Annotated in this window: 21 protein-coding genes and 1 other RNA gene; 7 read left to right on the plus strand and 15 right to left on the minus strand. The window is 68.1% G+C overall.

The features are described from left to right. The first annotated feature begins 126 nt into the window (after positions 1-126). Positions 127-504: a glutaredoxin family protein gene (locus ACYJP6_RS01800; RefSeq protein ID WP_459472875.1), complete on the plus strand. Its 378-nt coding sequence runs from the start codon at positions 127-129 to the stop codon at positions 502-504. Positions 505-614: 110 nt separating this feature from the next. Here ACYJP6_RS01800 and ACYJP6_RS01805 read toward each other — a convergent pair whose 3' ends face one another. The 11 genes from ACYJP6_RS01805 to ACYJP6_RS01855 form a co-directional block, all read right to left on the minus strand. After that, on the minus strand, positions 615-1,163 hold the full coding sequence (locus ACYJP6_RS01805) for a DUF3299 domain-containing protein (protein WP_459472877.1): 549 nt from the start codon (positions 1,161-1,163) through the stop codon (positions 615-617). 164 nt (positions 1,164-1,327) lie between these two features. Beyond that, entirely contained in the window at positions 1,328-1,576 is a 249-nt protein-coding gene (locus ACYJP6_RS01810) for a GlsB/YeaQ/YmgE family stress response membrane protein (RefSeq protein ID WP_459472879.1), read from the minus strand. Between the two features lie 129 nt (positions 1,577-1,705). Next, positions 1,706-2,788: a 5-(carboxyamino)imidazole ribonucleotide synthase gene (locus ACYJP6_RS01815; RefSeq protein WP_459472880.1), complete on the minus strand. Its 1,083-nt coding sequence runs from the start codon at positions 2,786-2,788 to the stop codon at positions 1,706-1,708. Continuing rightward, entirely contained in the window at positions 2,785-3,279 is a 495-nt protein-coding gene (gene purE, locus ACYJP6_RS01820; RefSeq protein WP_027598658.1) for a 5-(carboxyamino)imidazole ribonucleotide mutase, read from the minus strand. The genes ACYJP6_RS01815 and purE overlap by 4 nt, the downstream gene beginning before the upstream one ends. Before the next feature lie 491 nt (positions 3,280-3,770). Then, positions 3,771-4,691: a dihydrodipicolinate synthase family protein gene (locus ACYJP6_RS01825; protein WP_140219800.1), complete on the minus strand. Its 921-nt coding sequence runs from the start codon at positions 4,689-4,691 to the stop codon at positions 3,771-3,773. Next, positions 4,688-5,479 carry an AraC family transcriptional regulator gene (locus tag ACYJP6_RS01830; RefSeq protein WP_058762282.1) on the minus strand — a complete coding sequence of 264 codons (792 nt, stop codon included), beginning with the start codon at positions 5,477-5,479 and terminating at the stop codon, positions 4,688-4,690. The genes ACYJP6_RS01825 and ACYJP6_RS01830 overlap by 4 nt, the downstream gene beginning before the upstream one ends. Then, positions 5,476-6,711 carry an FAD-dependent oxidoreductase gene (locus ACYJP6_RS01835; protein WP_459472883.1) on the minus strand — a complete coding sequence of 412 codons (1,236 nt, stop codon included), beginning with the start codon at positions 6,709-6,711 and terminating at the stop codon, positions 5,476-5,478. The genes ACYJP6_RS01830 and ACYJP6_RS01835 overlap by 4 nt, the downstream gene beginning before the upstream one ends. Further along, complete coding sequence (locus ACYJP6_RS01840) at positions 6,708-6,944, minus strand: (2Fe-2S)-binding protein (protein ID WP_459472885.1); 237 nt, start codon at positions 6,942-6,944, stop codon at positions 6,708-6,710. Before ACYJP6_RS01840 ends, ACYJP6_RS01835 begins: the two co-directional genes overlap by 4 nt. Continuing rightward, positions 6,938-8,053, minus strand: a complete 1,116-nt coding sequence (locus tag ACYJP6_RS01845) for an NAD(P)/FAD-dependent oxidoreductase (RefSeq protein WP_459472887.1) — start codon at positions 8,051-8,053, stop codon at positions 6,938-6,940. The genes ACYJP6_RS01840 and ACYJP6_RS01845 overlap by 7 nt, the downstream gene beginning before the upstream one ends. Beyond that, complete coding sequence (locus ACYJP6_RS01850; RefSeq protein WP_459472889.1) at positions 8,050-8,988, minus strand: 4-hydroxyproline epimerase; 939 nt, start codon at positions 8,986-8,988, stop codon at positions 8,050-8,052. The genes ACYJP6_RS01845 and ACYJP6_RS01850 overlap by 4 nt, the downstream gene beginning before the upstream one ends. 110 nt (positions 8,989-9,098) lie before the next feature. Next, a complete protein-coding gene (locus ACYJP6_RS01855) occupies positions 9,099-10,001 on the minus strand; it encodes a LysR substrate-binding domain-containing protein (protein ID WP_145008175.1) in 903 nt (300 codons plus the stop codon). A gap of 154 nt (positions 10,002-10,155) precedes the next feature. Between ACYJP6_RS01855 and ACYJP6_RS01860 the strand changes: the two genes are divergently transcribed. From ACYJP6_RS01860 to ACYJP6_RS01870, 3 genes are all read left to right on the plus strand, one after another. Beyond that, the gene (locus tag ACYJP6_RS01860) at positions 10,156-11,589 is read left to right on the plus strand and encodes an aspartate ammonia-lyase (protein ID WP_459472891.1); all 1,434 of its coding nucleotides are present in this window, start codon (positions 10,156-10,158) and stop codon (positions 11,587-11,589) included. Positions 11,590-11,687: 98 nt separating this feature from the next. Then, entirely contained in the window at positions 11,688-11,906 is a 219-nt protein-coding gene (locus ACYJP6_RS01865; protein ID WP_459472893.1) for a hypothetical protein, read from the plus strand. Between the two features lie 144 nt (positions 11,907-12,050). Beyond that, entirely contained in the window at positions 12,051-13,259 is a 1,209-nt protein-coding gene (locus ACYJP6_RS01870) for a GGDEF domain-containing protein (protein ID WP_459472895.1), read from the plus strand. On the opposite strand, the gene ACYJP6_RS01875 is transcribed toward ACYJP6_RS01870, so the two are convergent. Both ACYJP6_RS01875 and ACYJP6_RS01880 read right to left on the minus strand, forming a co-directional pair. Then, positions 13,256-14,044 (minus strand): helix-turn-helix domain-containing protein, encoded by a 789-nt coding sequence (locus ACYJP6_RS01875; RefSeq protein WP_459472897.1) that lies wholly within the window; start codon positions 14,042-14,044, stop codon positions 13,256-13,258. The genes ACYJP6_RS01870 and ACYJP6_RS01875 overlap by 4 nt on opposite strands. A gap of 125 nt (positions 14,045-14,169) precedes the next feature. Beyond that, positions 14,170-14,245: non-coding RNA, sX9 sRNA (locus ACYJP6_RS01880), on the minus strand. Between the two features lie 214 nt (positions 14,246-14,459). Here ACYJP6_RS01880 and ACYJP6_RS01885 point away from each other — a divergent pair. Beyond that, the gene (locus ACYJP6_RS01885) at positions 14,460-15,914 is read left to right on the plus strand and encodes an alanine/glycine:cation symporter family protein (protein WP_459472899.1); all 1,455 of its coding nucleotides are present in this window, start codon (positions 14,460-14,462) and stop codon (positions 15,912-15,914) included. A gap of 87 nt (positions 15,915-16,001) precedes the next feature. After that, positions 16,002-16,985: an asparaginase gene (locus ACYJP6_RS01890; protein WP_459472901.1), complete on the plus strand. Its 984-nt coding sequence runs from the start codon at positions 16,002-16,004 to the stop codon at positions 16,983-16,985. A gap of 586 nt (positions 16,986-17,571) precedes the next feature. On the opposite strand, the gene ACYJP6_RS01895 is transcribed toward ACYJP6_RS01890, so the two are convergent. Further along, positions 17,572-18,474, minus strand: coding sequence for a D-hexose-6-phosphate mutarotase (locus ACYJP6_RS01895; protein ID WP_459472903.1), 903 nt, complete (start codon positions 18,472-18,474; stop codon positions 17,572-17,574). A 171-nt stretch (positions 18,475-18,645) separates the two neighbouring features. Here ACYJP6_RS01895 and ampC point away from each other — a divergent pair, with 171 nt between their 5' ends. Further along, complete coding sequence (ampC, locus tag ACYJP6_RS01900) at positions 18,646-19,806, plus strand: class C beta-lactamase (protein ID WP_459472905.1); 1,161 nt, start codon at positions 18,646-18,648, stop codon at positions 19,804-19,806. Positions 19,807-20,094: 288 nt separating this feature from the next. On the opposite strand, the gene ACYJP6_RS01905 is transcribed toward ampC, so the two are convergent. Then, positions 20,095-21,765: a Na/Pi cotransporter family protein gene (locus ACYJP6_RS01905; protein ID WP_459472907.1), complete on the minus strand. Its 1,671-nt coding sequence runs from the start codon at positions 21,763-21,765 to the stop codon at positions 20,095-20,097. Positions 21,766-21,867 lie beyond the last annotated feature (102 nt).

Raw genomic sequence — 21,867 nt, forward strand, 5'->3', positions numbered from 1 at the left:
TCGAGGAATTAATCCCTGCTGTAGAGCCCTGCCCTGCGGGTGACGTTCCGTAACGACTGGCGGGAGGGCAGCCTCGGGGCGATAGGGTAGACTGCCCGGCTCGAACGACCCTCAAGGTGAATCCCGTTGATCAATCTGCTACGCAACGGCCTCGGCCAGGTGATCGTCGGCCTGGATCTGCTGACCCGGCCACGCAAGCTCAAGCGCAGCGAGCCGGCCCAGGCAGCCATCGAGGCGGAGCTGGCGAACCTGTCGCTCTATCAATTCCAGGCCTGCCCCTTCTGCGTGAAGACGCGCCGGGCGTTGCATCGACTGAACCTGCCGATCCGCCTCAAGGACATCAAGAAGGACCCGCAGCTGCGCGCCGAGCTGGAACAGGGCGGTGGCCGGGTGAAGGTGCCCTGCCTGCGCATCGATGAAGGCCATCAGAGCGTCTGGATGTACGAGTCGGACGACATCATCGCCTATCTGGAGCAGCGCTACGGCGAGCGGCAGTCGGCCTAGGGTCTAGCGTGTGATCGTTGGTGGACAAGGCTGCGCCGTTGTCCACCCTAAGGTGCTGCCTCTGGCTGTTGGGCTGCGACGGTGGAGCTGTCTTAGCCCAACCTATGGCATCAGAGATCGCTCTCCTCTACCTTGCGCACCTTGCTGGCGTCCAGGGTGTAGGACGCCTGGGCGAGGTCGTTGTCGACCGCCTCGGTGTGCAGGGTGCCGATGACCCAGTAGGGCTCGTAGATGTCCGGTAGCGGCACGCCCTTGGGATAGCGCACCAGCACGATCTGGTTGGGCGGCGGTGGCGGGACGTGAATGCAGGCGCCCGGATAGGGCACCAGGAAGAATTGGTGGAAGTTGCCCTTGGCGTCGTTTTCCAGGGGTACCGGAAAACCGCCCAGCCGCACGGTCTTGCCGTTCAGGGCCGCAACGGTACGGGTGGAATGCATCACCGCGGGCAGGCGCCGGTCCTTCTGCTTGAGTCCGCCCGGTGCACCGAAGCCGCCGGGTGCTTCGGGGCTGTTGTGGGTGATCTCGGGCATGGTTTCCAGAGCCCGGCGGTCTTCCGCGGTGAGCAGGTCCAGCCAGTTGGTTTCCGGCGGTTCGCCCTTGGCGGCGTGGGTCAGCAGCGGCAGGCTGGCGAGCAGCAGGGTGAGGAGCAGTCTGGGCATGGGCAGGTACGGCGCAAAAGGCCGAGTGTGCGACGCGGCGGCCCAGGGGTCCAGTCTGGCGATGCCTGCGCGCGCAACGCCCATAAAAAAGCCCCCGGGTCGACTGGCGACGCCGAGGGCGGAAACGCTGTGCTACTGGGGCTTCGCCGCAGCGAAGCCGCTGCTTAGCGGCGTTTGGTGATCATGCCGTAGATGAACAGCACGATGATGGCACCGATCACGGCACCGATGAAGCCTGCACCTTGACCTGCCTGGTAGAAGCCCAGTGCCTGGCCCAGGTAGGTGGCGACCACGGAGCCGACGATGCCCAGGATGATGGTCATGATCCAGCCCATGCTGTCGTCGCCCGGCTTCAGGAAGCGGGCAACCAGGCCGACGATGAGACCGATGATGATGGTTGCGATGATGCCCATGTGAAGAATCCCCTGTTTGAGTGCTGGTAAGGACGGCGCCGGTCAGCAGGCGTCGTTGTACTCTCCGACCACCGGTGATCCGCCGAGGTTCAGGGGAAAACGGCTTCCTGCAGCGGAAGCCGTCTGGCATCAGTCCTGGATCAGCGCTTCCAGGGCGGCGATGCGGGTCTGCAGGGTCGCGGCATCGGCGCTGCGCAGGGTGGCATGGCCAACCTTGCGTCCAGCCTTGAAGGCCTTGCCGTAGTGGTGCAGGTGGCAGTCTTCCAGGGCAGTGACGGCAGCCACCGGCGGCACCGAGCCGATGAAATTGACCATGGCGCTCTCGCCGACCTTGGCGGTCGAGCCCAGCGGCAGGCCGGTCACGGCGCGCAGGTGGTTCTCGAACTGGCTGCACTCGGCGCCTTCGATGGTCCAATGCCCGGAGTTGTGCACCCGCGGGGCGATTTCGTTGGCCTTGAGGCCGCCCTCGACCTCGAAGAATTCGAAGGCCAGCACCCCGACATAGTCGAGCTGTTCCAGCACGCGGCGGGCATAGTCTTCGGCCAGGGCCTGCAGCGGATGGTCGGAACTGGCCACCGACAGGCGCAGGATGCCGCTCTCGTGGGTGTTGTGCACCAGCGGGTAGCAGGCCACCTCGCCGTCACGACCGCGTACGGTCACCAGGGAGACCTCGCCGCTGAAGGGCACGAAGCCTTCCAGCAGCAGCGGCACGCTGCCCAGCTCGGCGAAGGCGTCGGTGACGTCTTCCGGCTGGCGCAGGACCTTCTGGCCCTTGCCGTCGTACCCCAGGGTGCGGGTCTTGAGTACCGCCGGCAGGCCGATACGGGCCACGGCGGCGTCCAGGTCGGCCTGGGAGAGGATGTTGGCGAAGGCCGGGGTGGGGATGCCCAGGTCGCGGAACATGGACTTCTCGAACAGCCGATCGCGGGCGATGCGCAGGGCTTCGGCGGACGGATAGACCGGCACGAATTGCGACAGGAAGGCCACGGTCTCGGCCGGGACGCTCTCGAATTCGAAGGTCACCAGGTCGACCTCGTCGGCCAGCTGGCGCAGGTGATCCTGGTCGCCATAGTCGGCGCGCAGGTGCTCACCGAGCGCCGCGGCGCAGGCGTCCGGGGCCGGATCGAGGAAGGCGAAGTTCATGCCCAGCGGCGTGCCGGCCAGGGCGAGCATGCGGCCCAGCTGGCCGCCACCAATGACGCCGATCTTCATGCCTGCTCCCTCGGATCGGGGTTGTCCAGCACGGTGCGGGTCTGCTCTTCGCGGAAGGCGTTCAGCCGCTCGTGGTACTCGGGGTACTTGCCGCCGAGAATGCTGGCGGACAGTAGGGCGGCGTTGATGGCGCCAGCCTTGCCGATGGCCAGGGTGGCGACCGGTACGCCGGCGGGCATCTGCACGATGGACAGCAGGGAATCGACGCCCGAGAGCATGGACGACTGCACCGGCACGCCCAGCACCGGCAGGTGGGTCTTGGCGGCGCACATGCCCGGCAGGTGGGCGGCGCCACCGGCTCCGGCGATGATCACCTCGATCCCGCGACCGGCGGCCTCTTCGGCATACTGGAACAGCAGATCGGGGGTGCGGTGGGCGGAGACCACCTTCACTTCGTGGGGAATGCCCAGCTTGTCCAGCATGTCGGCGGTGTGGCTCAGGGTGGACCAGTCGGACTTGGAGCCCATGATCACGCCTACGAGTGCGCTCATCGTCGTGCCTCTGAAATGAAGAAGCCACGCGGCGGACGTGGCTTGGGAAATGAGCGGGGCAGTATAGCCCAAAGCGGGGCGGAGAGCGCCTTGCCAGGGGTAACTCCTGTCGGCTGGAAGACCGAACGTGACGTCTTTGAGATGGACGGCGATCCAAGGCGAAAAACGCGGGCAGATATTGGGTGAATGAGGTGGGATTGGGGGAAGAGCGCCCTCCCCCCAGCCCTCTCCCGCAAGCGGGAGAAGGGATGGATCGGCGTGGAATAAGGGCTTGGGTGTCTATCGCGGCCCTTGGTTCTCTGTTGCCACCGCTCCTACAGGCCACCGTAGGTTGGGTTGAGCGCAGCGAAGCCCAACGGCGTCTTGGAACCCGGGCAACGTTGGGCTTCGACGATGCAGCCGTCTCAACCCAACCTACGGTCTATCGCGGCCATGGCGGTTTACAGAGCGGCCGCATCGGCGGACCGCCATGGCCGCGAGCAGTGCTCGCCTCAGATCCCCACGTCCGGCAATGTCGGACGGGTTTCCAGGGCCTTGGCCATCAGGCGTTCGACGAAGGTGCGATCCGCCTCCGGCAGGGCCAGGCGCGGCGGACGGGTCAGGGCGCTGCCGCGGCCGGCGAGTTCTTCGCAGAGCTTGATGCACTGCACCAGGTCCGGGCGGGCGTCCAGGTGCAGCAGCGGCATGAACCATTCGTAGAGCGGCATGGCTTCGGCGAAGCGGCCGGCCTTGGCCAGGCGGAAGATGGTTTCGCCTTCGGTGGGGAAGATGTTGGACATGCCCGAGACCCAGCCCTCGGCGCCCACGGCGATGCTTTCCAGCACCACGTCGTCGAGACCGGCGAAGAGCACGAAGCGGTCGCCCACCTCGTTACGCACGTCGATGAAGCGACGGGTGTCGCCGGAGGAATCCTTGAAGCAGACGATGTTGTCGACGTCGGCCAGGGAGATGAGGATGTCCGGGGTGACGTCGTTCTTATAGATCGGCGGGTTGTTGTAGACCATCAGCGGCAGGTCGAGGGCGCTGGCCACGCTGCGGAAGTGGGCGGCGGTCTCGTGGGGCTTGGCCGAGTAGACCAGGGCCGGCATGAGCATGATGCCGTCGGCGCCGGCGCGACCCACCGCCTGGGCAGTGCGGGTGGCATTGAGGCTGGTGAATTCGGCCACGCCGCAGATCACCGGCACGCGACCGCCGGCGGCGTCCTTGGCCACTTCCACCAGGGAGATCTTCTCTTCCAGGGTCAGGGAGGTGTTCTCGCCCACGGTGCCGCACATCACCAGGCCGGAGACGCCATCGCGCACCAGGTTGCTGATCACGCCGTGGGTCTTCTCCAGGTTGACCGAGAAGTCGTCGTTGAATTGGGTGGTGACGGCGGGAAAGACGCCGCTCCAGTTGACGCGGGGAGTGCTCATGCGGGGGTTTCCTCCAGACGGGAACGGGGCTTGAGAGAGTCGCGGTATTGCCGGGGCGACAGGCCGGTGAGACGGCGGAACTGGCGGCTGAAGGCGCTGTGGTCGGTGTAGCCACAGGCCAGGGCCACCTCGGTGACGGGCAGGTCGCGGGCCAGCAGGCGCGAGGCGGCGTCGAGCCGGGCCTTGTGCAGCAGCTGCTGGGGCGTGAGACGCAGGATGCGCTTGCACTGGCGCTCCAGCTGGGAGACCGACAGTCCCACCCGCTGGCTCAGTTCGCCCACCGAAAGCGGCTGGGCATAGTGCTCGCGCAGATAGCGATCGACCTCGGCCACCTTGGCGTGGGCCGGATGATCGGCGGCCGGTGCCTGGAGATCGTGGGAGATGCCGGCCATGCCCATCAGCCGGCCCTGGGCGTCGTGCAGCGGCAGCTTGCGGGTCAGGCACCAGCCGGGGGTGCGACCGGCGTAGAGGTGCAGTTCCAGCTGGTCGTCCAGCGCCAGGCCCTCGCGCAGCACGCGGCGATCCTGTTCGGCATAGGCGCCCCCGAGGGGCGCGGGAAAGACTTCCTCGGCGGTCTTGCCGAGCAACTCGGCGACGCTCTCGCAGCCGCAGCGCTGGGCCAAGGTCAGGTTGACCAGTACATAGCGCGCCTCCAGGTCCTTGACGAAGAACACCACGCCGGGGATGGCGTCGAGCAGCGGCGCCACCAGGCTCAGGCTGGCGAGCAGCGCGGGCAGGTCGGCGGGGCGGGCGCGGCTCAGGGCGTCCAGGTGGGCGGCGGCGTTCATGCGTCGTCCTCGGTCAGGGTCAGGAGGCTGTCGATACGGGTGGGTTGCAGCGGAAAGCGCGGGACCGGCGGCGTCCAGCCGAGCAAGACGCGGGTGGCCTGGCCGCAGATGCGGCCCTGGCAGGCGCCCATGCCACAGCGACTGCGCAGCTTGGCCTGGGTCCAGTCGGCATGGCCGACCAGGGCGCCGAGGGCGACGTCCTCGCAACGGCAGACCAGGGTGTCCGGCTGGGGCAGGCGGGCGATGGCCGGATTCAGGGCGAAGGTGCGAGCCAGTTGGGCGGCGAAGCGGCGCCAGGCGCGGGCTTCGGGCTGCGCAGCGCGGGCGGCATCGAGCTGGTCGCTGGCGACCAGGCCGGCGATGCGGCCGGTGGCCTGGGCCAGTTCGTTGCCGCCGATGCCGGTGCATTCGCCGGCAGCCAGGATGTGCGGCTGAGCGGTGCGCTGCAGGTCATCCACGGCCACGGCGCCGTCCAGGGTGGTGCAGCCCAGGCTTTGGGCCAGTTCGACGTTGGGCACCAGGCCATAGCCACAGGCCAGGCGGTCGCAGGCTATCTCCCAACGCCGTTCGCCCTGGCGCAGGCGCACGGCTTCGAGGCGGTCGGTGCCGAGGGCGGCTTCGACCCAGGTGCCGGGACTATAGCGGGGGGTGGCCAGGGTCAGCGCCTGGCGCAGCTTGTTCGGCCAGCGCCAGAGCCCCAGGCCAAAGTCGAGCACGGCGCGGCGATTGGCCTGCTCGGCGACCAGGGCTACTCGTGCGCCGGCCTGGCGCGCCGTGGCGGCGCTGGCCAGCAGCAAAGGCCCGGTGCCGGCGACGACGAGGCGCTCACCGGCGACCTCCATGCCGCCCTTGATCAAGGCCTGCAAGCCGCCGGCCCCGGTCACGCCGGGCATCGTCCAGCCGGGAAAGGGCAGCAGTAATTCGCGGGCACCGGTGCAGAGGATCAGGGTGTCAAAATTCAGGGTACGGCTGCCGTGAGCGTCTTCCAGCAGCAGCTGGTGCGAGCCCAGGACCGCGGCGACGCGGGTCTGGGTGAGCAGGGTGACGTCGGCCGGCAGCTGGCCGACCTCAGCGGCAACCTGACCCGCCCGGGCGCGCCAGATCTGGCCACCGGGCAGGGGATTGTCGTCCAGCAGCACCAGGGTCAGACCGCGACCACTGGCGGCGCGAGCGGCGGCGAGTCCGGCCGGGCCGGCGCCGATGATGAGCAGGTCGCAGTGTTGAGTCGTCATGGCAGTCGCTCCACCTGCATGCCGTCCTGGCAAGGGGTCTGGCAGGCCAGGCGGCGTACGCCATCGACCTGCACCCGGCACTCCTGGCAGACGCCCATGCCGCAAAAGGGCGCCCGGGCTTCACCGCCTACCGAGCGGCGCGCGGCGGGATCGCGACTCCTGGCCAAGGCGGCGGTGAGCAGGCTGCCGGGGCGGACGTTCAGGCGTTCGCCATCGATGAAGAGGGTCAGCATGCCTGGCTCCTCGAGGGGGGCGCGAAACGACCGGGCGCGAAGGGTTCCACGTGGAACCCAGGCCGTTCGCCGAACAGACTGGCGACTAGGGCTTCCGCAGTAGCGGGCGCAGTGGTGACGCCCAGGCCTTCGTGACCGACCGCCAGCCAGAGTCCAGGCTGGTCGGGATGGGCGCCGATCAAGGGCAAGCCATCGGGGCTGGCGGCACGCTGGCCGGTCCAACCACGGATCAGACTGGTATGAGCGAGGCCCGGCAGAAAGTCCAGGGCGCGGCGCAGCAACTGGCCGACCACGGCGGGCTCAACGTCCCTATCCGGGCGCTCGAATTGCCGCGAGGAGCCGATCAAGAGCTGGCCGGTGGGTCGCGGCTGGACGTTGAAGGCCACCGAGGCACCGCTGCTGGCGTGGGCACTAGCGCCGTAGCCGATCTCCACTAGCTGGTGGCGGACCTGCCCTGGATAGCGGTCGGTGATCAGCAGATGCCCCTTCTTGGGCACCAGCGGCAGCTCCGGGCAGAGACTGGCGGCTTGCAAACCGGCGGCGAGCACCACGGCGTCGGCGGCCAGCCAGCGCCCGTCGTCCAGGCGCACGCGCGAGCCTTCGACGGCGGTCACCCGGGCGCGCTGGAATTCGATCAGGGGCGAGCGCTGCAACAGCCAGGCGGCCACCACCGGGGCATAGAGCAGACCGTCGCCGGATACCTCAAGGCTACCGGCCAGGGCGGTCAGCGCCGGCTCGGCGGCGGCGGTCGCCGCAGCGTCAAGCGGCTGGTTGGCGATGCCCTGGGCATCCAATCGGGCGCGCTTCTGCTCGATGAGGTCGAGTTCGGCGGCATCGCGGGCCAGCCAGAGGGTGCCGCAGTTGCGGTAGTCAGCGGCGCTCGGCAACTGCGGCACCAGCTCGCGCCAGAGCGCCAGGGAGCGGGCGCTCAGGGTCAATTCGGCGGGGTCGTCGTCCATCACCACCAGGTGGCCCATGCCCGCGGCGGAGGCGCCAGGCAGGCCGGCGTCCAGCACCCGCACGCGGCAGCCGCGCGCGGCCAGGGCCGCGGCGCAACTGGCGCCGACGATGCCGCCGCCGACGACGAGGACGTCCGCCACCGGCTTCACCCCGGGATACCCCAGGCGAAGGGATCGTCTTCGGCCAGCAGCAGGGTCGCCTCGGCCATCACGTGGGCGCGGCCGCGGATCACCGGCAGGATGCGGCCTTCATCACCGGGCTGATAATGGGCCTCGAAGCGACTGCCGATGACACTGGCCTGACGCCAGACGGCACCAGGGGCGAGATCGCCGTCGGCCGCCAGGCACGCCAGCTTGGCGCTGGTGCCGGTGCCGCAGGGCGAACGATCGTAGGCGCGGCCCGGACAAAGGACGTAGCTGCGGCTGTCGGCGCCGTCCGGGTCGTCGGCGAAGAGTTCGATGTGATCGATATGGCCGCCCTGCGCGCCGGTGATGCCGGCGGCTTCCAGGGCACCGCGCAGGGCCAGGCTGAAGGCGAGCAGGCCATCCAGGTTGTCGGCGGCGATGCGCTGGCCGTGATCGGCACAGAGGAAGAACCAGTTGCCGCCCCAGGCGATGTCGCCGCTGACCAGGCCGTGGCCGGGGATGTCCACCTGCACGCTCTGGCGAAACCGATAGGCCGGCACATTGCGCACGCTGACGCTGCCGTCCTCGTGCAGGGTGGCGGTGACGTCGCCCACCGGCGTCTCGATCAGGTGGTCGCCCGGACCGATCCGGCCCAGGTGGGCCAGGGACACCACCAGGCCAATGGTGCCGTGGCCGCACATGCCGAGGTAACCGACCTCGTTGAAGAACACCACGCCAGCGCTGGCCGCGGGCGATACCGGCGCGCAGAGCAGCGCCCCTACCAGCACCTCGTTGCCGCGCGGTTCACGCATGCAGGCGCGGCGGAAGGCATCGTGCTCGCTGGCCAGGCGGCTGCGGCGCTCGGCCATGCTGCCCTGGCCGAGAGCGGGAAAACCGTCCAGTACCAGGCGGGTGGGTTCACCCCCGGTGTGGGAGTCGATGACGCGGATGCGCTGCATGGCGGACCTCCGTGAGAGAGGTCCTCAGTGTGGCTCAGGCGCGGCGAAAAGGCTTGCAGGACGTCGGCAATTGAAATGCCGAAATCAGCATAGTTGTGACTTCGGAAACCTCAGCTGCGGCCCTGGTTCTCCAGATGGCGCCAGACCTGCTGCACCAGCCGCTTGCGCAACAGGGCACAACGGTAGAGACGGATCTCCAGGCCGACCTGCCAGGCGGCGTCGCCGCAAATGGCCAGTTCGCCACGGGCCAGTTCGGCCGCCACCGACAGCTGCGGCACCCAGGCCACGCCAAGGCCCTGCAGCGCCATGGTCTTGAGGCTGTCGGCCATGGCGGTTTCGTAGAGAGTGACGGCGCGCAGCTTGCGCTGGCGCAAGAGCAGGTTCACCGAGCGGCCGAGGAAGGCGCCGGCGCTGTAGGCCAGCAGCGGCACGCTGCCCTCCCCGTCCAGCTGGAACAGCGGCCGACCTTCGCCGTCGGTGGCGCAGACCGGCAACATGGCGGTGTGCGCCAGGTGCAGCGAAGGAAACAGCTCCGGGTCCATCTGCAGGGCGGCGTCGGGATCGTGGAAGGCCAGCATCAGGTCGCAGGCGCCGTCGCGCAGGGCGTGGATGGCATCGCCGACGTTGGTGGCCACCAGCCGGCTGGCCAGCGCCAGGCCCTGGCCACGCAGGCCGGCGATCCATTGCGGGAAGAAGCCCAGCGCCAGGGAGTGGGCGGCGGCGAATTGCAGTACCTCGCCCTGCCCGCCTTCCAGGTGGTGCAGGTGGCGCACCGTCTCACCCAGCTGCTCCACCACGCTGCGCGCCGTGACCAGGAACAGTTGCCCGGCCTCGGTGAGGCTGACCGGGGTGTGGGATCTGTCCACCAGCGTCAGGCCGACGCTTTCCTCCAGGGCGCGGATGCGCCGGCTAAAGGCCGGCTGGGTGACGAAGCGCTTCTCGGCGGCCTGGGAAAAACTGTAGGTAGCCGCCAGGGCGACGAAGTCTTCCAGCCATTTGAATTCGATGTTCATGGCACCCATACGTCGTCGGATCTCACGAGGTCACAACGGAAGTTATGCCGATCCGGCATGAGGCTTGGCGGATCGGCATTGGCCGAGATCGGCTGGCAGGCCTAGATTCTTAGGCATCGCGGCGCCCGCCGCCTGATCGAAGCCCAACGCTATCATGTCCGACTCTGCATCACCCGTCCGCCTCGAAAAAGATCTTCTCGGTACTCTCGACGTCCCCGCCGAGGCCTACTACGGCATCCAGACCCTGCGCGCCGTGCAGAACTTCCGCCTTTCCGGCGTGCCGCTCGGGCACTATCCGAAGCTGGTGGTAGCCCTGGCCATGGTCAAGCAGGCCGCGGCCGACGCCAACCACCGTCTCGGCCACCTGCCAGCGGAAAAGCACCAGGCGATCAACGAAGCCTGCTCGCGCATCATCCGCGGCGAATTCCACGACCAGTTCGTGGTGGACATGATCCAGGGCGGCGCCGGCACCTCGACCAACATGAACGCCAACGAGGTGATCGCCAACGTGGCGCTGGAGATCCTCGGCCACGCCAAGGGCGAGTATCGCCACCTGCACCCGAACAACGACGTCAACATGGCGCAGTCGACCAACGACGCCTACCCCACCGCCATCCGCCTGGGCCTGCTGCTCGGTCATGACGCCCTGCTCGCCAGCCTGGACAGCCTGATCACCGCCTTCGCCGCCAAGGGTGTGGAGTTCGCCGAGGTGCTGAAGATGGGTCGCACCCAGCTGCAGGACGCGGTGCCCATGACCCTCGGTCAGGAATTCCATGCCTTCGCCACCACCCTGGGCGAGGACCTGGCGCGCCTCAAGAGCCTGGCGCCGGAGTTGCTCACCGAGGTCAACCTGGGCGGTACCGCCATCGGCACCGGCATCAACGCCGACCCCGGCTACCAGCTCCTCGCCGTGCAGCGCCTGGCAGAGATCAGCGGCCAGCCGCTCAAGCCGGCCGCCGACCTGATCGAGGCCACCTCGGACATGGGCGCCTTCGTGCTGTTCTCCGGCATGCTCAAGCGCACCGCGGTGAAGCTGTCGAAGATCTGCAACGACCTGCGCCTGCTCTCCAGCGGTCCGCGCACCGGCATCAACGAGATCAACCTGCCGCCGCGCCAGCCGGGCAGCTCCATCATGCCGGGCAAGGTCAATCCGGTGATCCCCGAGGCGGTCAACCAAGTGGCCTTCGAGATCATCGGCAACGACCTGGCCCTGACCCTGGCGGCCGAGGGTGGCCAGCTGCAGCTCAACGTCATGGAGCCCCTGATCGCCTACAAGATCTTCGACTCCATCCGTCTCCTGCAGCGCGCCATGGACATGCTGCGCGAGCATTGCATCACCGGCATCACCGCTAACGTCGAGCACTGCCGCCGCCAGGTGGAGCACTCCATCGGCCTGGTCACCGCGCTCAACCCCTACCTGGGCTACGAGACTTCCACCCGCATCGCCAAGACGGCACTGGAAAGCGGTCGCGGCGTGCTGGAACTGGTGCGCGAGGAGAACCTCTTGGACGAGGCGACCCTGGACGACATCCTGCGCCCGGAAAACATGATCGCGCCGCGTTTGGTGCCACTGAAAGCCAAGGTCTGAACCCCGCACGCCAGACCTGAGCGGTAACCCCGGCAACTCCCCGCGGGCGCGGTATCCTTCTTGCTTGGAAGGCTGCCACCGCCCCGGGGAGTGTTCGCATGCGTCAATCCGGTCTGATCAATCTCAACCTGGTGTCCCTGGTGCTCCAGCAGTTGGGTGCCGACACGCCCGCCCGGGCCGTTCCTCTGATGGCCCAGGCGCTGACGCCCTACCGGTCCCTTGCTTCCGTCGATAAAGGGCAGAGTAACCACCAAGTGGCCTGGCCCATCGAGCGGGTCCGTACCCGCGCCTGGAGTCGTATCAAGTCCGGAGGTTGAAAGCCAGAAGGTCCACAACGGACCGAATGGTAGCCAAGGGCTACCATTCGGCGCCTCCTCTTCTCCTTCCGGGAACCATCTATCGCGCTAAGAGACTGATTGTGCTCAAGTGACCCATCGGATCCTTCTGCCAGGTACGGCACGATGCCCCTCATTCTCTCGCTGGACCGAGCGCTGACTCGCCCGTTCTGGGCGCTGCGCTTCGAGCCGCTATTGGAACGCCACTACCAGCGCGATATCGCCCGCTCGCGCCGGCGCCACCTGCGCATCAGCCTGACGGTCGCCATCCTGGCCTACGCCAGCTTCTCGGTCTGGGACTGGATCCTGATGACCGAGGCCTTCTGGGTCATCAGCCTGCTCAGCGCCCTGGTCGTGGTGGGTGGCGGTGCCGTGTTGCTGGCGCTCAAGCTGATGCCGGCCGAGCACCCGTCGCGCGAGTGGCTGGGCATCCTGCCCAGCCTGCTGGCCTATGCGCCACCGCTGTTCGAGATCGTCACCACCGACGCGGCCCATCGTGCCCTCTGGCTGGCCACCTTGCCGCTGATGACCCTCTACACCAATAGCTGCATCGCGCCTCCCCTGCGCCAGGCCTCGGTGCACAGCGTGGTCGCCCTGCTGGCCATAGGGGCGGCGACCCAGGTACACCGGCTGAACACGGAGGAAGCCTCGCTGGTGTTCACCCTCGCCTTCGCCACCGTGGTCTTCACCCTGCTCGCCAACTTCTGGATGGAAAGGGCCCGTCGCCAGGGTTATCTGCTGATCCTGCGCGATCGGCTGCGCAACGAGGAGCTGGCCGCCGCCAATCGCTTCCTGGAACAGCAATCCGCCACCGATCCCCTGACCGGGGTGGCCAATCGCCGGGCGCTGATGCAGGCCCTCACCACGGCGCCGCCGCGCAATCAGCCCCAGCCAGCGCTGCTGCTGATGATCGACGTCGACCATTTCAAGGCGTTCAACGACAGCTACGGGCATCCGGCCGGGGATCGCTGCCTGCAGCAGGTTGCCACCGCCCTGGCCGGTGAGCTGCGCACGGACGATTGCCTGGCCCGCTACGGCGGCGAGGAGTTCGCCATTCTCTGTCGGCACCCCTGCGAGGAGACTGCCGAGCGCCTGGCCCAGCGCCTGCTGAAGGCGGTACGCCAGCTGGAGATTCCCCATCCGGGCAACCTCGACGGCGGTGCCCGGGTAACCGTGAGCATCGGCGGTGCCTGCGGCAGCCTGGGTCAGGACTGCGCCGGGGCCCTCATCGAGGCCGCCGACCGACAACTCTACTGGGCCAAGCAGTCCGGTCGCGACCGCGCCTGCCTGGAGGACGGCAAGCGCCTGCCGACCAGGCTCGCCGAGCGGTCCTAGCCCAGGCGATAGACCCGCTCGACCAGCGTGGCGCTGCCCAGGCGCTGGCGTAGGTCGTCGTCCAGCCGGGCATCCTGCCAGTCGTACAGGCCGACCCGGCCATAGGCCTGGCCGCGTTGTGGTCGCAGGCCCAGAAACTCCCAGACCACCCGGGTGCAGGCCGGCTCGCGCCGGTCGGAGGCGCTGACGCCCAGCTTGAGGCCGTTGAGCCGGTCGATACGGTTGCGCGCGCTGGGCAGCAGCACCGTCTGCGACAGTTCGTTGCCGGTGAGGGACTCGTAGTCGGTGAAGAACAGCCGGCTTTCCAGGCTCATGGCCAGGCCCAGGTAGCGAAAGCGCGCCTGGCTGGTGGACTCGCCCTGGCGGCGCAGGCGCTCGAAGCGCACGTAGCGAAAGACCCCCTGCTCCTCGAACAGCCGTACCAGGCCGCAGAGCACCATGCCCGGCGTGGACAACGAGGGGTAGTACTCGAGGTAGTAGCCCTGGTAGCGCGCCAGGCCTTCCTGGCGGCTCGCCAGCAGCGCCAGGGTCTGCCCGGCCCAGCCCGCCTCGCGGCCGGCCGGCTCGCCCAGCCGCGCCTCGAACTGGCGGTGCGGCAGCTGCAGATCGGCCACCGGCAAGGCGAAGAAGGCGGCCAGCCGCTGGAGGTTGTAGGGCGATGGACGGCTCTGGCCGTTGAGGTAGCGATTGAATTGGGCGCGGTTGATGCCGACGGCGCGACAGACGGCGGCAATCGAGCGGTGATGCTGGCAGAGCAGCTGTAGATTGGCGGAAAAGTCGCTCATGAACCCTGCCCGAACTTGACAGACGGCCGGAAAACTAGCATCAAGTCGCGCCATTTTGAAGCGAGGCGCGGAATTGTCCACGCCGGTGGGATAGCCGAACCTAGGCACCCGGTCCGATTCGGAGCAGTGAACAAAACGTAGCGAGCGATTGCCAGGCGGGTGCGCGCGGCGCGCAGGAACCGCAGTGTACGAGTGGTACATGAGGATTCCGAGCACTGCACGCGCCCGCCTGGCGGACGCGCAGTAGTTTTGTTGCTGCTCCGACTGCCCGATCCGCGCGGACCGATCCATGCCAGAGCCCGTTCCTGTCGTCTCCCCATGACGGGAACCGGCTCCGGCATGGTTATCCCACAATAATAGCCCCACGGCGTGCGAGCCGGCCTTGGGGCATCACTAGCATGCTCGAGGATTTTCCATGCACTACCTAGAAATGCTCAATGATTTCCTGTCCGGCCATGTGCTCATCGTGCTGATCGTCGGCCTGGGCAGCTATTTCACCCTGCGCTCGCGGTTCGTGCAGGTCCGCCATTTCCCGCACATGTTCACCGTGTTCAAGGAATCCCTGCGCAACAGCGGCGACGGCCTGAGTTCCTTCCAGGCGCTGATGCTCAGCCTGGCTGGCCGCGTGGGTGCCGGCAATATCGCCGGTGTCGGCCTGGCCGTGACCCTGGGTGGCCCCGGTGCGGTGTTCTGGATGTGGGTGACCGCCCTGGTGGGCATGGCCAGCAGCTTCTTCGAGTGCACCCTGGCGCAGGTCTACAAGCGCGCCGACGGCGACGGCCTCTATGTGGGTGGTCCGGCGTACTACATCCAGCATGGCCTCAACAAGCGCTGGATGGCGCTGATCTTCTCGGGCCTGCTGCTGGTGACCTACGGCTTCGCCTTCGTCGGCCTGCAATCCTTCACCGTGACCCATTCGCTGGAGAACGCCTTCGGCCTGCCGGTGCAATACACCGGGATCGCCCTCGCCGTGCTACTGGGCCTGGTGTTCATCGGTGGCATCAAGCGCATCGCCGCGGTCTCGGACATCCTGGTGCCGGTCAAGACCCTGGCCTACATTGCCGTCACCCTCTATGTGATCGTCACCCAGATCGACCTGGTGCCCAGCACCCTGTTGACCATCGTCAAGAGCGCCTTTGGCCTGGAGCCGGCCTTCGCCGGTCTGCTCGGCGCGGCCATCACCATGGGCGTCAAGCGTGGCGTCTTCGCCAACGAAGCAGGCCTGGGCGCGGCGCCCAACGTCGCCGCTGTGGCCGCGGTCAAGCACCCGGCCGCCCAGGGCGTGGTGCAGGCCTTCAGTGTCTTCCTCGATACCTTCGTCATCTGCACCTGTACCGCCCTGCTGATCCTGCTGTCGGGCTTCTATACCCCGGGCTTCGAAGGCGACGGCATCGTCCTGACCCAGAACTCCCTGGCCGCGGTGGTCGGCGACTGGGGCCGCATCTTCATCAGCGTGGCGCTGTCGCTGTTCGTCTTCACCTGCATCCTCTACAACATCTACCTGGGCGAGAACGGCCTGCGCTACCTGCTCGGCCGCGGCAAGGCCGTGCTGCTCGGCTATCGCGGCCTGGTGCTGGTGCTGATCTGCTGGGGCTCCATGCAGAACCTGACCACGGTGTTCGCCTTTGCCGACATCACCATGACCTGCCTGGCCTTCGTCAACCTGATCGCCCTGGCCCTGCTGATCAAGGTCGGCATGCGCGTGCTCAACGACTACGATGCCCAGCGCCGCGCCGGTGTCGACCAGCCGGTGTTCGACGCCGAGCAGTTCCGCGACCTGGACCTTGATCGCCAAGCCTGGCCGGCGCTGGATCGCCTGGAAGACACCGTCGCCGAAGCCCGCGCCGCCCAGCCTCGCCAGGCGCACTGACCGCCGCCACCGGGTCGCCCTGACCCGGACCGCGACCGCTTTCTTGCCCCCACCCCGTGTGGGGGCAGTCTTATCAGGAAGTCCCTCATGAGCTCACCCTACCTGCACATCCTCTACACCGGCGGCACCATCGGCATGCAGGCGACCGCCGCCGGCCTGGCTCCGGCCGCCGGTTTCGAGGCGCGCATCCAGGCCCTGCTGGCCAGCCGTCCGGAGCTGGGGAATCCGGCCTGGCGACTGCAGGAACTGCTGCCGCTGATCGACAGCGCCAACATGACCCCCGCCGCCTGGGAGCGCATGGCCCAGGCGATCATGGCGGCGGCTACCGATACAGCCTGCCGCGGCGTGCTGGTGCTGCACGGCACCGACACCCTGGCCTACAGCGCCGCCGCCCTGGCCTTCCGTCTGCTGGGGCTGACCATTCCGGTGCTGCTGACCGGCTCCATGCTGCCCGCCGGCGTGGCGGACAGCGACGCCGACGGCAACCTGGCCGACAGCTTCGCCGCCTTCGCCAGCGGACTGGCGCCGGGAGTCCAGGTGCAATTCCATGGCGAACGCCTGCCCGCGGCGCGCTGCACCAAGCAGGCCAGCAGCGGCTGGAAAGCCTTCGTGGCAAGCGCCCGGCCGCGCAGCGGTGACGCCCTCGTCGCCGCACCTGCCGCGCTGCGCTTCGACCAGCCGCGCCAGCCGGTGCGGGTGGCGGTGCTGCCGCTGTTTCCGGGTGTCGATGGCGCGGTCCTGCGCGGTCTGATGGGCAGTGGCGTACAGGGGCTGGTGCTGGAATGCTACGGCAGCGGCACCGGCCCGGCGGACGACGCCGACTTTCTCGCCGCCCTCGCCGAGCTACGCGACGCGGGTACCCTGGTGGTCGCCATCAGCCAGGGCGCGCGCGGTACGGTGGAATTGGGTACCTATGCCGCTGGCAGCGGCCTGGCCGATGCAGGGGTGATCTCGGGTCGCGGCATGACTCGTGAGGCGGCCCTGGGCAAGCTGCACGCCCTGCTCGGCGCCGGTCTGGACCGGGCTGCGGCAGCCGAGTGGGTCGGGCGTAATCTGTGCGAGGAGTTGTGAGCGTCGGCTAGGTGCCGGCTGCCCCCTCACCCCGGCCCTCTCCCAGGGAGAGAGGGGGCGTTTGGGTCGGCTTCGTGCGGGCTCCTGTGTGACCTCTGCCGCACACTCGCCCGCTTCATCCTGGCCTGGATCCAGGCTTGCCCTCGATACGATCATCACCCCGCGCCAACCTCTATCGGAGCATCCCCCCTCCCTCTGAGGGAGGGCCAGGGTGAGGGTGCGCTTGAAGCCTGACAGCCCCAAGTCCTGCGCACCAAACTCCCCCTGCGCGCCCCCTCTCCCTCCGGGAGAGGGCCAGGTTGAGGGCGCGCTTGAAGCCTGACAGCCCCAAGTCCTGCGCACCAAATTCCTCCTGCGTGCCCCGTCTCCCTCCGGGAAAGGGCCAGGTTGAGGGCGCGCTTGAAGCCTGACAGCCCCAAGTCCTGCGCACCAAATTCCCCCTGCGCGCCTCCTCTCCCTCAGCGAGAATGCCGGGTGAGAGTGCGCTTGAAGCCCAACAGCCCTTCGCACCAAACTCTCCCTGAACGCCCCCTCTCCCCCTGGGAGAGGGCCGGGGTGAGGGCAGCCCCTAGCGCCTAACCAGCCCCTACAGCGCCTCGCGCCACAGGCTCACCGCCATCTCGGCCGTGGCCCCTGGCGCCACGGTCAGGACGTCGTCCATCACCCGCGCGGTCTCGATGCAGAGCATGCCGGGCCAGGCGTCGTCGGCGAACTGGCTGAGGCGCGCCGCCTTGTCGATCCAGGGATTCCACAACACCGCCGAATGACTGTTGCGGGTCTCGACGAACAGCCGACGCTGCCACTGGGCATCACGGATCGCCAGGCGTGCCGGCAGGCCGACATAGACCCGGTCGGTCTCGGCGGTGATGGTCGGCTCGCCGTTCTGCCGCTTGCGGGTCCAGCCGTCCAGGCAGTCGTAGTAGTCGGCGTTGGCCAGGCCCTCGATGCCCACCTCGCGCACGTCGCTCACGGCGAAATAGGTGTGCAGCGCCTGGCTCACCACCAGCGGATGATCTTCCAGGTTGCGCACGCTCAGGGTCAGCTCCAGGCGCTCGCCGACGCTCAGGCTCAGAGTCAATTCGGTGGCATGGGGCCAGCCGGGGGTGGTCTCGGCGGAGGTGCGGTGGTGGAAGTCCAGGCGCACCCGGTGGGTGTCCACCTCGACACCCCCGGCCTGCCAGGCCACCTGACGCGCCAGGCCATGGGCCGGGGCGTCCTCGGTAGTGGTGCACATGGCCTGGACCGCGGCCGGATTCTTCAGCAGGTCGCCGAACCAGGGCCAGCAGACCGGGATACCGCCGCGGATCGGGGTGCCGGGCTCGAACACGGCTTCCGGATTGCCCCAGACGATGTCCGGCTCGCCGTCGAAGCCATAGCGCAGGACATGGGCGCCCTGGCAGGCCACCAGGGCTTCGGCCTGGCCGACGCGGATGCGCCAGACGGGCAGTTGGCCCAGTTGGATCTGTTCGACGAGGGGGGCAGCGGACATGGGATGACTCCTGGAAAAGGTGAGAGGCGACTGTAGTCCAGTCCATGACCGGGCTCCAGCCAGGCATAGACCGCAGCCTGGGCAAAATCTCGCACAGCTAGCTGCTTCTCAGGCCGCGAGCGTAGCGGTCGGCTAGACTGCCAGGCCCTTCCCCTCAGGAACTGACTGACCATGTCGCGTCTCCCTCGCGCTCACCTTTCGTTCGGTCTGCTCCTTGGACTGGCCTTGCCCGGCCTGGCCCAGGCCGTCTCCGGCCTCGACGACGGGGTACGGGCAGCCGTCAAAACGGTGATGGCCGAGCAGGACATCCCGGGCCTGGCGGTGGGCGTCACCGCGCCCGGCCTGCGCCGGCTCTACTACTTCGGTACGGCCGACCGCCGCACTGGTCAGCCGGTGGACGCCGCCACCCTGTTCGAGATCGGCTCCCTGAGCAAGACCTACACCGCGACCCTGGGCGCCTATGCCGCGGTGACCGGTCGCCTGCGCCTGGACGAGTCGGCGGCGCAAGTACGTCCGGCCCTGGCCGGCAGTGCCATCGGCCAGGCCAGCCTGTTGCAGCTGGCCACCTACAGCGCCGGCGGTCTGCCGCTGCAGTTTCCCGACAGCGTCACCCGCGAAGACCAGGCCATTGCCTTCTACCGTGACTTCCAGCCGCCCTTCCCTGCTGGCAGCCGACGTCTCTACGCCAACCCCAGCATCGGCCTGTTCGGTGCCCTGGCCGCTCAACGTCTGGACGAGCCCTTCGCCACGGCGGTGCAGCGCCACCTCCTGACGCCCCTGGGCCTCAGCCACACCTATCTGCAAGTGCCGACGGCCGAACAGGCGCACTACGCCTGGGGCCACGGCAAGAACGGCGAGCCACTGCGGGTCAATCCCGGGGTCTATGCCGAAGAGGCCTACGGCATCAAGACCACTGCGGGCGATCTGCTCGGCTTCGTCGAGGCCAACCTCAACCCCTCGCGCTTGCCGAAATCCCTGGCCCAGGCGATCACCACCACCCAGCAGGGCTACTACCGCAGCGGCCCCCTGACCCAGGGCCTGGGCTGGGAGGCCTACACCTATCCACTGGCCAAGACCCAGTTGCTGGCCGGCAACACCCCGGCGATGGCGCTGGAACCGCAGCCAGTGGAGTGGCAGCATCCGCCGCTGCCTGCCAGCGGCGCACGGCTGCTGAACAAGACCGGCTCCACCAACGGCTTCGGCGCCTATGCGTTGTTCATTCCGGAGCGCCAGATCGGCGTGGTGATCCTGGCCAATCGCAATTATCCGATCCCGGCGCGGATCGAGGCAGCGTGGCGGATCTTGCAGCAGCTCGATAGCAGGGTGCAGTGAGGTACCCCAATCGCGGCCATGGGCCGCTCCTACGAAAGCGTCGAGTCCCTGCAGGAGCGGCAGCATCGGCGGACCGCCATGCCCGCGATAAGGCTTAGGCGCACAGTACCGTAGCGTGGAAAACGGCGCAGCCTTTTCCACTGGGAGTTCGCAGCAGGGGGCTCCCTCACCCCAGCCCTCTCCCCAGGGGAGAGGGGGCCATCCGAAGTGGCGCTCAACTTCATTGGCGCTGACAAGATCAGATCAGTAGCGTGAATGACGGCGTAGCCTCACCCACGGACCCCAACCTCAGGCCTCACCCGCCTCTTCCCGCCCTTCCACCGGCAATTCGTGCTCGGTGGCGTAACCGGCATCGGCCGCCTCCAGCACGCCGTGGGCGATGCTGCAGAACAGCGAGTTGACCCGGCGCATGTCGCTGAGCAAACCCAGGTGCAGGGAGCTGGTCTCGAAGCTTTCCACCACCTGCTGGTGCAGCCGCTCGACGTGGGCATGGGCGTAACGCCGTTCCAGCAGGCGAAAGCGCTGCTTGAGCCGGCGCAGGCGGCGCGCCGCGTCCAGGTCGCCGGACAGATATACCGACAGGCACAGCTTGAGGCTGTCGACCAGCAGCCGGTGCAGGGCGGCGAGTTCGTCCACGCCGGAGGCCGAGAAGGAACGCCGGGCGGCGATCTTCTTGCTCTCCACGTCGCTGGCCATGCGTTCGATGAGATCGCCGGCCTGCTCCAGATTGATCGCCAGTTCGATGGTCTCGGCCCAGCGCCGGCTGTCGCGCTCGTCCAGGTCATCGCGGGGCATGCGCGCCAGGTACAGCTTGATCGCCGTGTAGAGGGCGTCGACGTCGTCGTCGAGGCGGCGCACCTCCCGAGCCAGCTGCTTGTCGCCGGCGTTGATCAGCACCAGCAGGTGCTGCAGCATCTGCTCGATGACATCACCCATGCGCAGCAGCTCGCGCGACGCATTGGTCAGCGCCAGGGCCGGGGTGTCCAGCGCCGCGGTGTCCAGGTGGCGCGGGCGCAGGATGGTCTCGGCGCTGTCCTTGGCCGGCAGCATGGCGGTGCAGAAGCGCGCCAGGGGCCCGGTGAGGGGCAGGAACAGCAGGCAGCGCACCAGGTTGTAGGCAACGTGGAAGCCGATCACCACCTCGGCTTCGTTGAAGTCGTAGCCCTGCAGCCAGTCGGCCAAGAGGCCGATCCAGGGCAGTACCAGGATGCAGCCAGCGAGTTTGAACAGCAGGCTGCCCACCGCCACCCGCCGCGCTTCCACACCCTGCTTGGCCGCGCCCATCAAGGCCAGCACGCCGCTGCCCAGGTTGGCGCCCACCACCAGGCACAGCGCCACCTTGAGCGAGATGACCCCGGAGCCGGCCAGGGTGGCGGTCAGCAGCACCGCCGCCAGACTGGAATAGGAGACCATGGCGAAGACCGCGCCGGTCAGGGCGTCGAGCAGTTCATCGCCGGTCAGCGAGGAGAACAGCACCTTAACCCCGGCGGCGTGGGTCATGGGCGAGGCCGCCTCGACGATCAGCTGCAGCGCCAGGATGATCAGGCCCAGGCCGATGGCGACCCGGCCGAGCTGGCCGGCGCGGGTCTGCTTGCGACCGAGGAAGAACACCACGCCGAGAAAGATCAGCAGCGGCGACAGCCAGGACAGGTCGAAGGTCAGCACCCGCGCCATCAGCGCGGTACCCACATCGGCGCCGAGCATGATGGCCAGCGCCGGGGTGAGCGGCACCAGGCCCTGGGCGACGAAGGAGGTCACCAGCAGCGCGGTGGCGTTGCTGCTCTGCACCAGGGCAGTGACGGCGATGCCGGAGAGGAAGGCCAGTGGCATGCGCTGCATGCTGCGGCTGAGCACACGGCGCAGGCTGGCGCCGTACACCCGCAGGATGCCGGTACGCACGATATGGGTGCCCCAGACCAGCAGGGCCACGGCGGATAGCAGGTTGAGCAGTGTCAGCATCGTGGCGCCCTCCCGGCGCGTGTCCAAGAGCTCCTGGCGAGCTTGTCACAAAATCGTAATGACCGTTCTGCACAGACGCACGAGCCCGAAGATGAGGCACCT

The sequence above is a fragment of the Pseudomonas sp. No.117 genome, from assembly GCF_054558395.1.

Coding starts and splice junctions, on each gene's coding strand:
- ACYJP6_RS01805 (WP_459472877.1), bottom strand. CDS start 1,163: ATGCCCAGACTGCTCCTCACCCTGCTGCTCGCCAGCCTGCCGCTGCTG.
- ACYJP6_RS01810 (WP_459472879.1), bottom strand. CDS start 1,576: ATGGGCATCATCGCAACCATCATCATCGGTCTCATCGTCGGCCTGGTT.
- ACYJP6_RS01835 (WP_459472883.1), bottom strand. CDS start 6,711: ATGACGACTCAACACTGCGACCTGCTCATCATCGGCGCCGGCCCGGCC.
- ACYJP6_RS01890 (WP_459472901.1), top strand. CDS start 16,002: ATGAGCTCACCCTACCTGCACATCCTCTACACCGGCGGCACCATCGGC.
- ACYJP6_RS01840 (WP_459472885.1), bottom strand. CDS start 6,944: ATGCTGACCCTCTTCATCGATGGCGAACGCCTGAACGTCCGCCCCGGC.
- ACYJP6_RS01895 (WP_459472903.1), bottom strand. CDS start 18,474: ATGTCCGCTGCCCCCCTCGTCGAACAGATCCAACTGGGCCAACTGCCC.
- ACYJP6_RS01870 (WP_459472895.1), top strand. CDS start 12,051: ATGCCCCTCATTCTCTCGCTGGACCGAGCGCTGACTCGCCCGTTCTGG.
- ACYJP6_RS01815 (WP_459472880.1), bottom strand. CDS start 2,788: ATGAAGATCGGCGTCATTGGTGGCGGCCAGCTGGGCCGCATGCTCGCC.
- ACYJP6_RS01850 (WP_459472889.1), bottom strand. CDS start 8,988: ATGCAGCGCATCCGCGTCATCGACTCCCACACCGGGGGTGAACCCACC.
- purE (WP_027598658.1), bottom strand. CDS start 3,279: ATGAGCGCACTCGTAGGCGTGATCATGGGCTCCAAGTCCGACTGGTCC.
- ACYJP6_RS01885 (WP_459472899.1), top strand. CDS start 14,460: ATGCACTACCTAGAAATGCTCAATGATTTCCTGTCCGGCCATGTGCTC.
- ACYJP6_RS01830 (WP_058762282.1), bottom strand. CDS start 5,479: ATGAACGCCGCCGCCCACCTGGACGCCCTGAGCCGCGCCCGCCCCGCC.
- ACYJP6_RS01905 (WP_459472907.1), bottom strand. CDS start 21,765: ATGCTGACACTGCTCAACCTGCTATCCGCCGTGGCCCTGCTGGTCTGG.
- ACYJP6_RS01855 (WP_145008175.1), bottom strand. CDS start 10,001: ATGAACATCGAATTCAAATGGCTGGAAGACTTCGTCGCCCTGGCGGCT.
- ACYJP6_RS01860 (WP_459472891.1), top strand. CDS start 10,156: ATGTCCGACTCTGCATCACCCGTCCGCCTCGAAAAAGATCTTCTCGGT.
- ACYJP6_RS01825 (WP_140219800.1), bottom strand. CDS start 4,691: ATGAGCACTCCCCGCGTCAACTGGAGCGGCGTCTTTCCCGCCGTCACC.
- ampC (WP_459472905.1), top strand. CDS start 18,646: ATGTCGCGTCTCCCTCGCGCTCACCTTTCGTTCGGTCTGCTCCTTGGA.
- ACYJP6_RS01875 (WP_459472897.1), bottom strand. CDS start 14,044: ATGAGCGACTTTTCCGCCAATCTACAGCTGCTCTGCCAGCATCACCGC.
- ACYJP6_RS01865 (WP_459472893.1), top strand. CDS start 11,688: ATGCGTCAATCCGGTCTGATCAATCTCAACCTGGTGTCCCTGGTGCTC.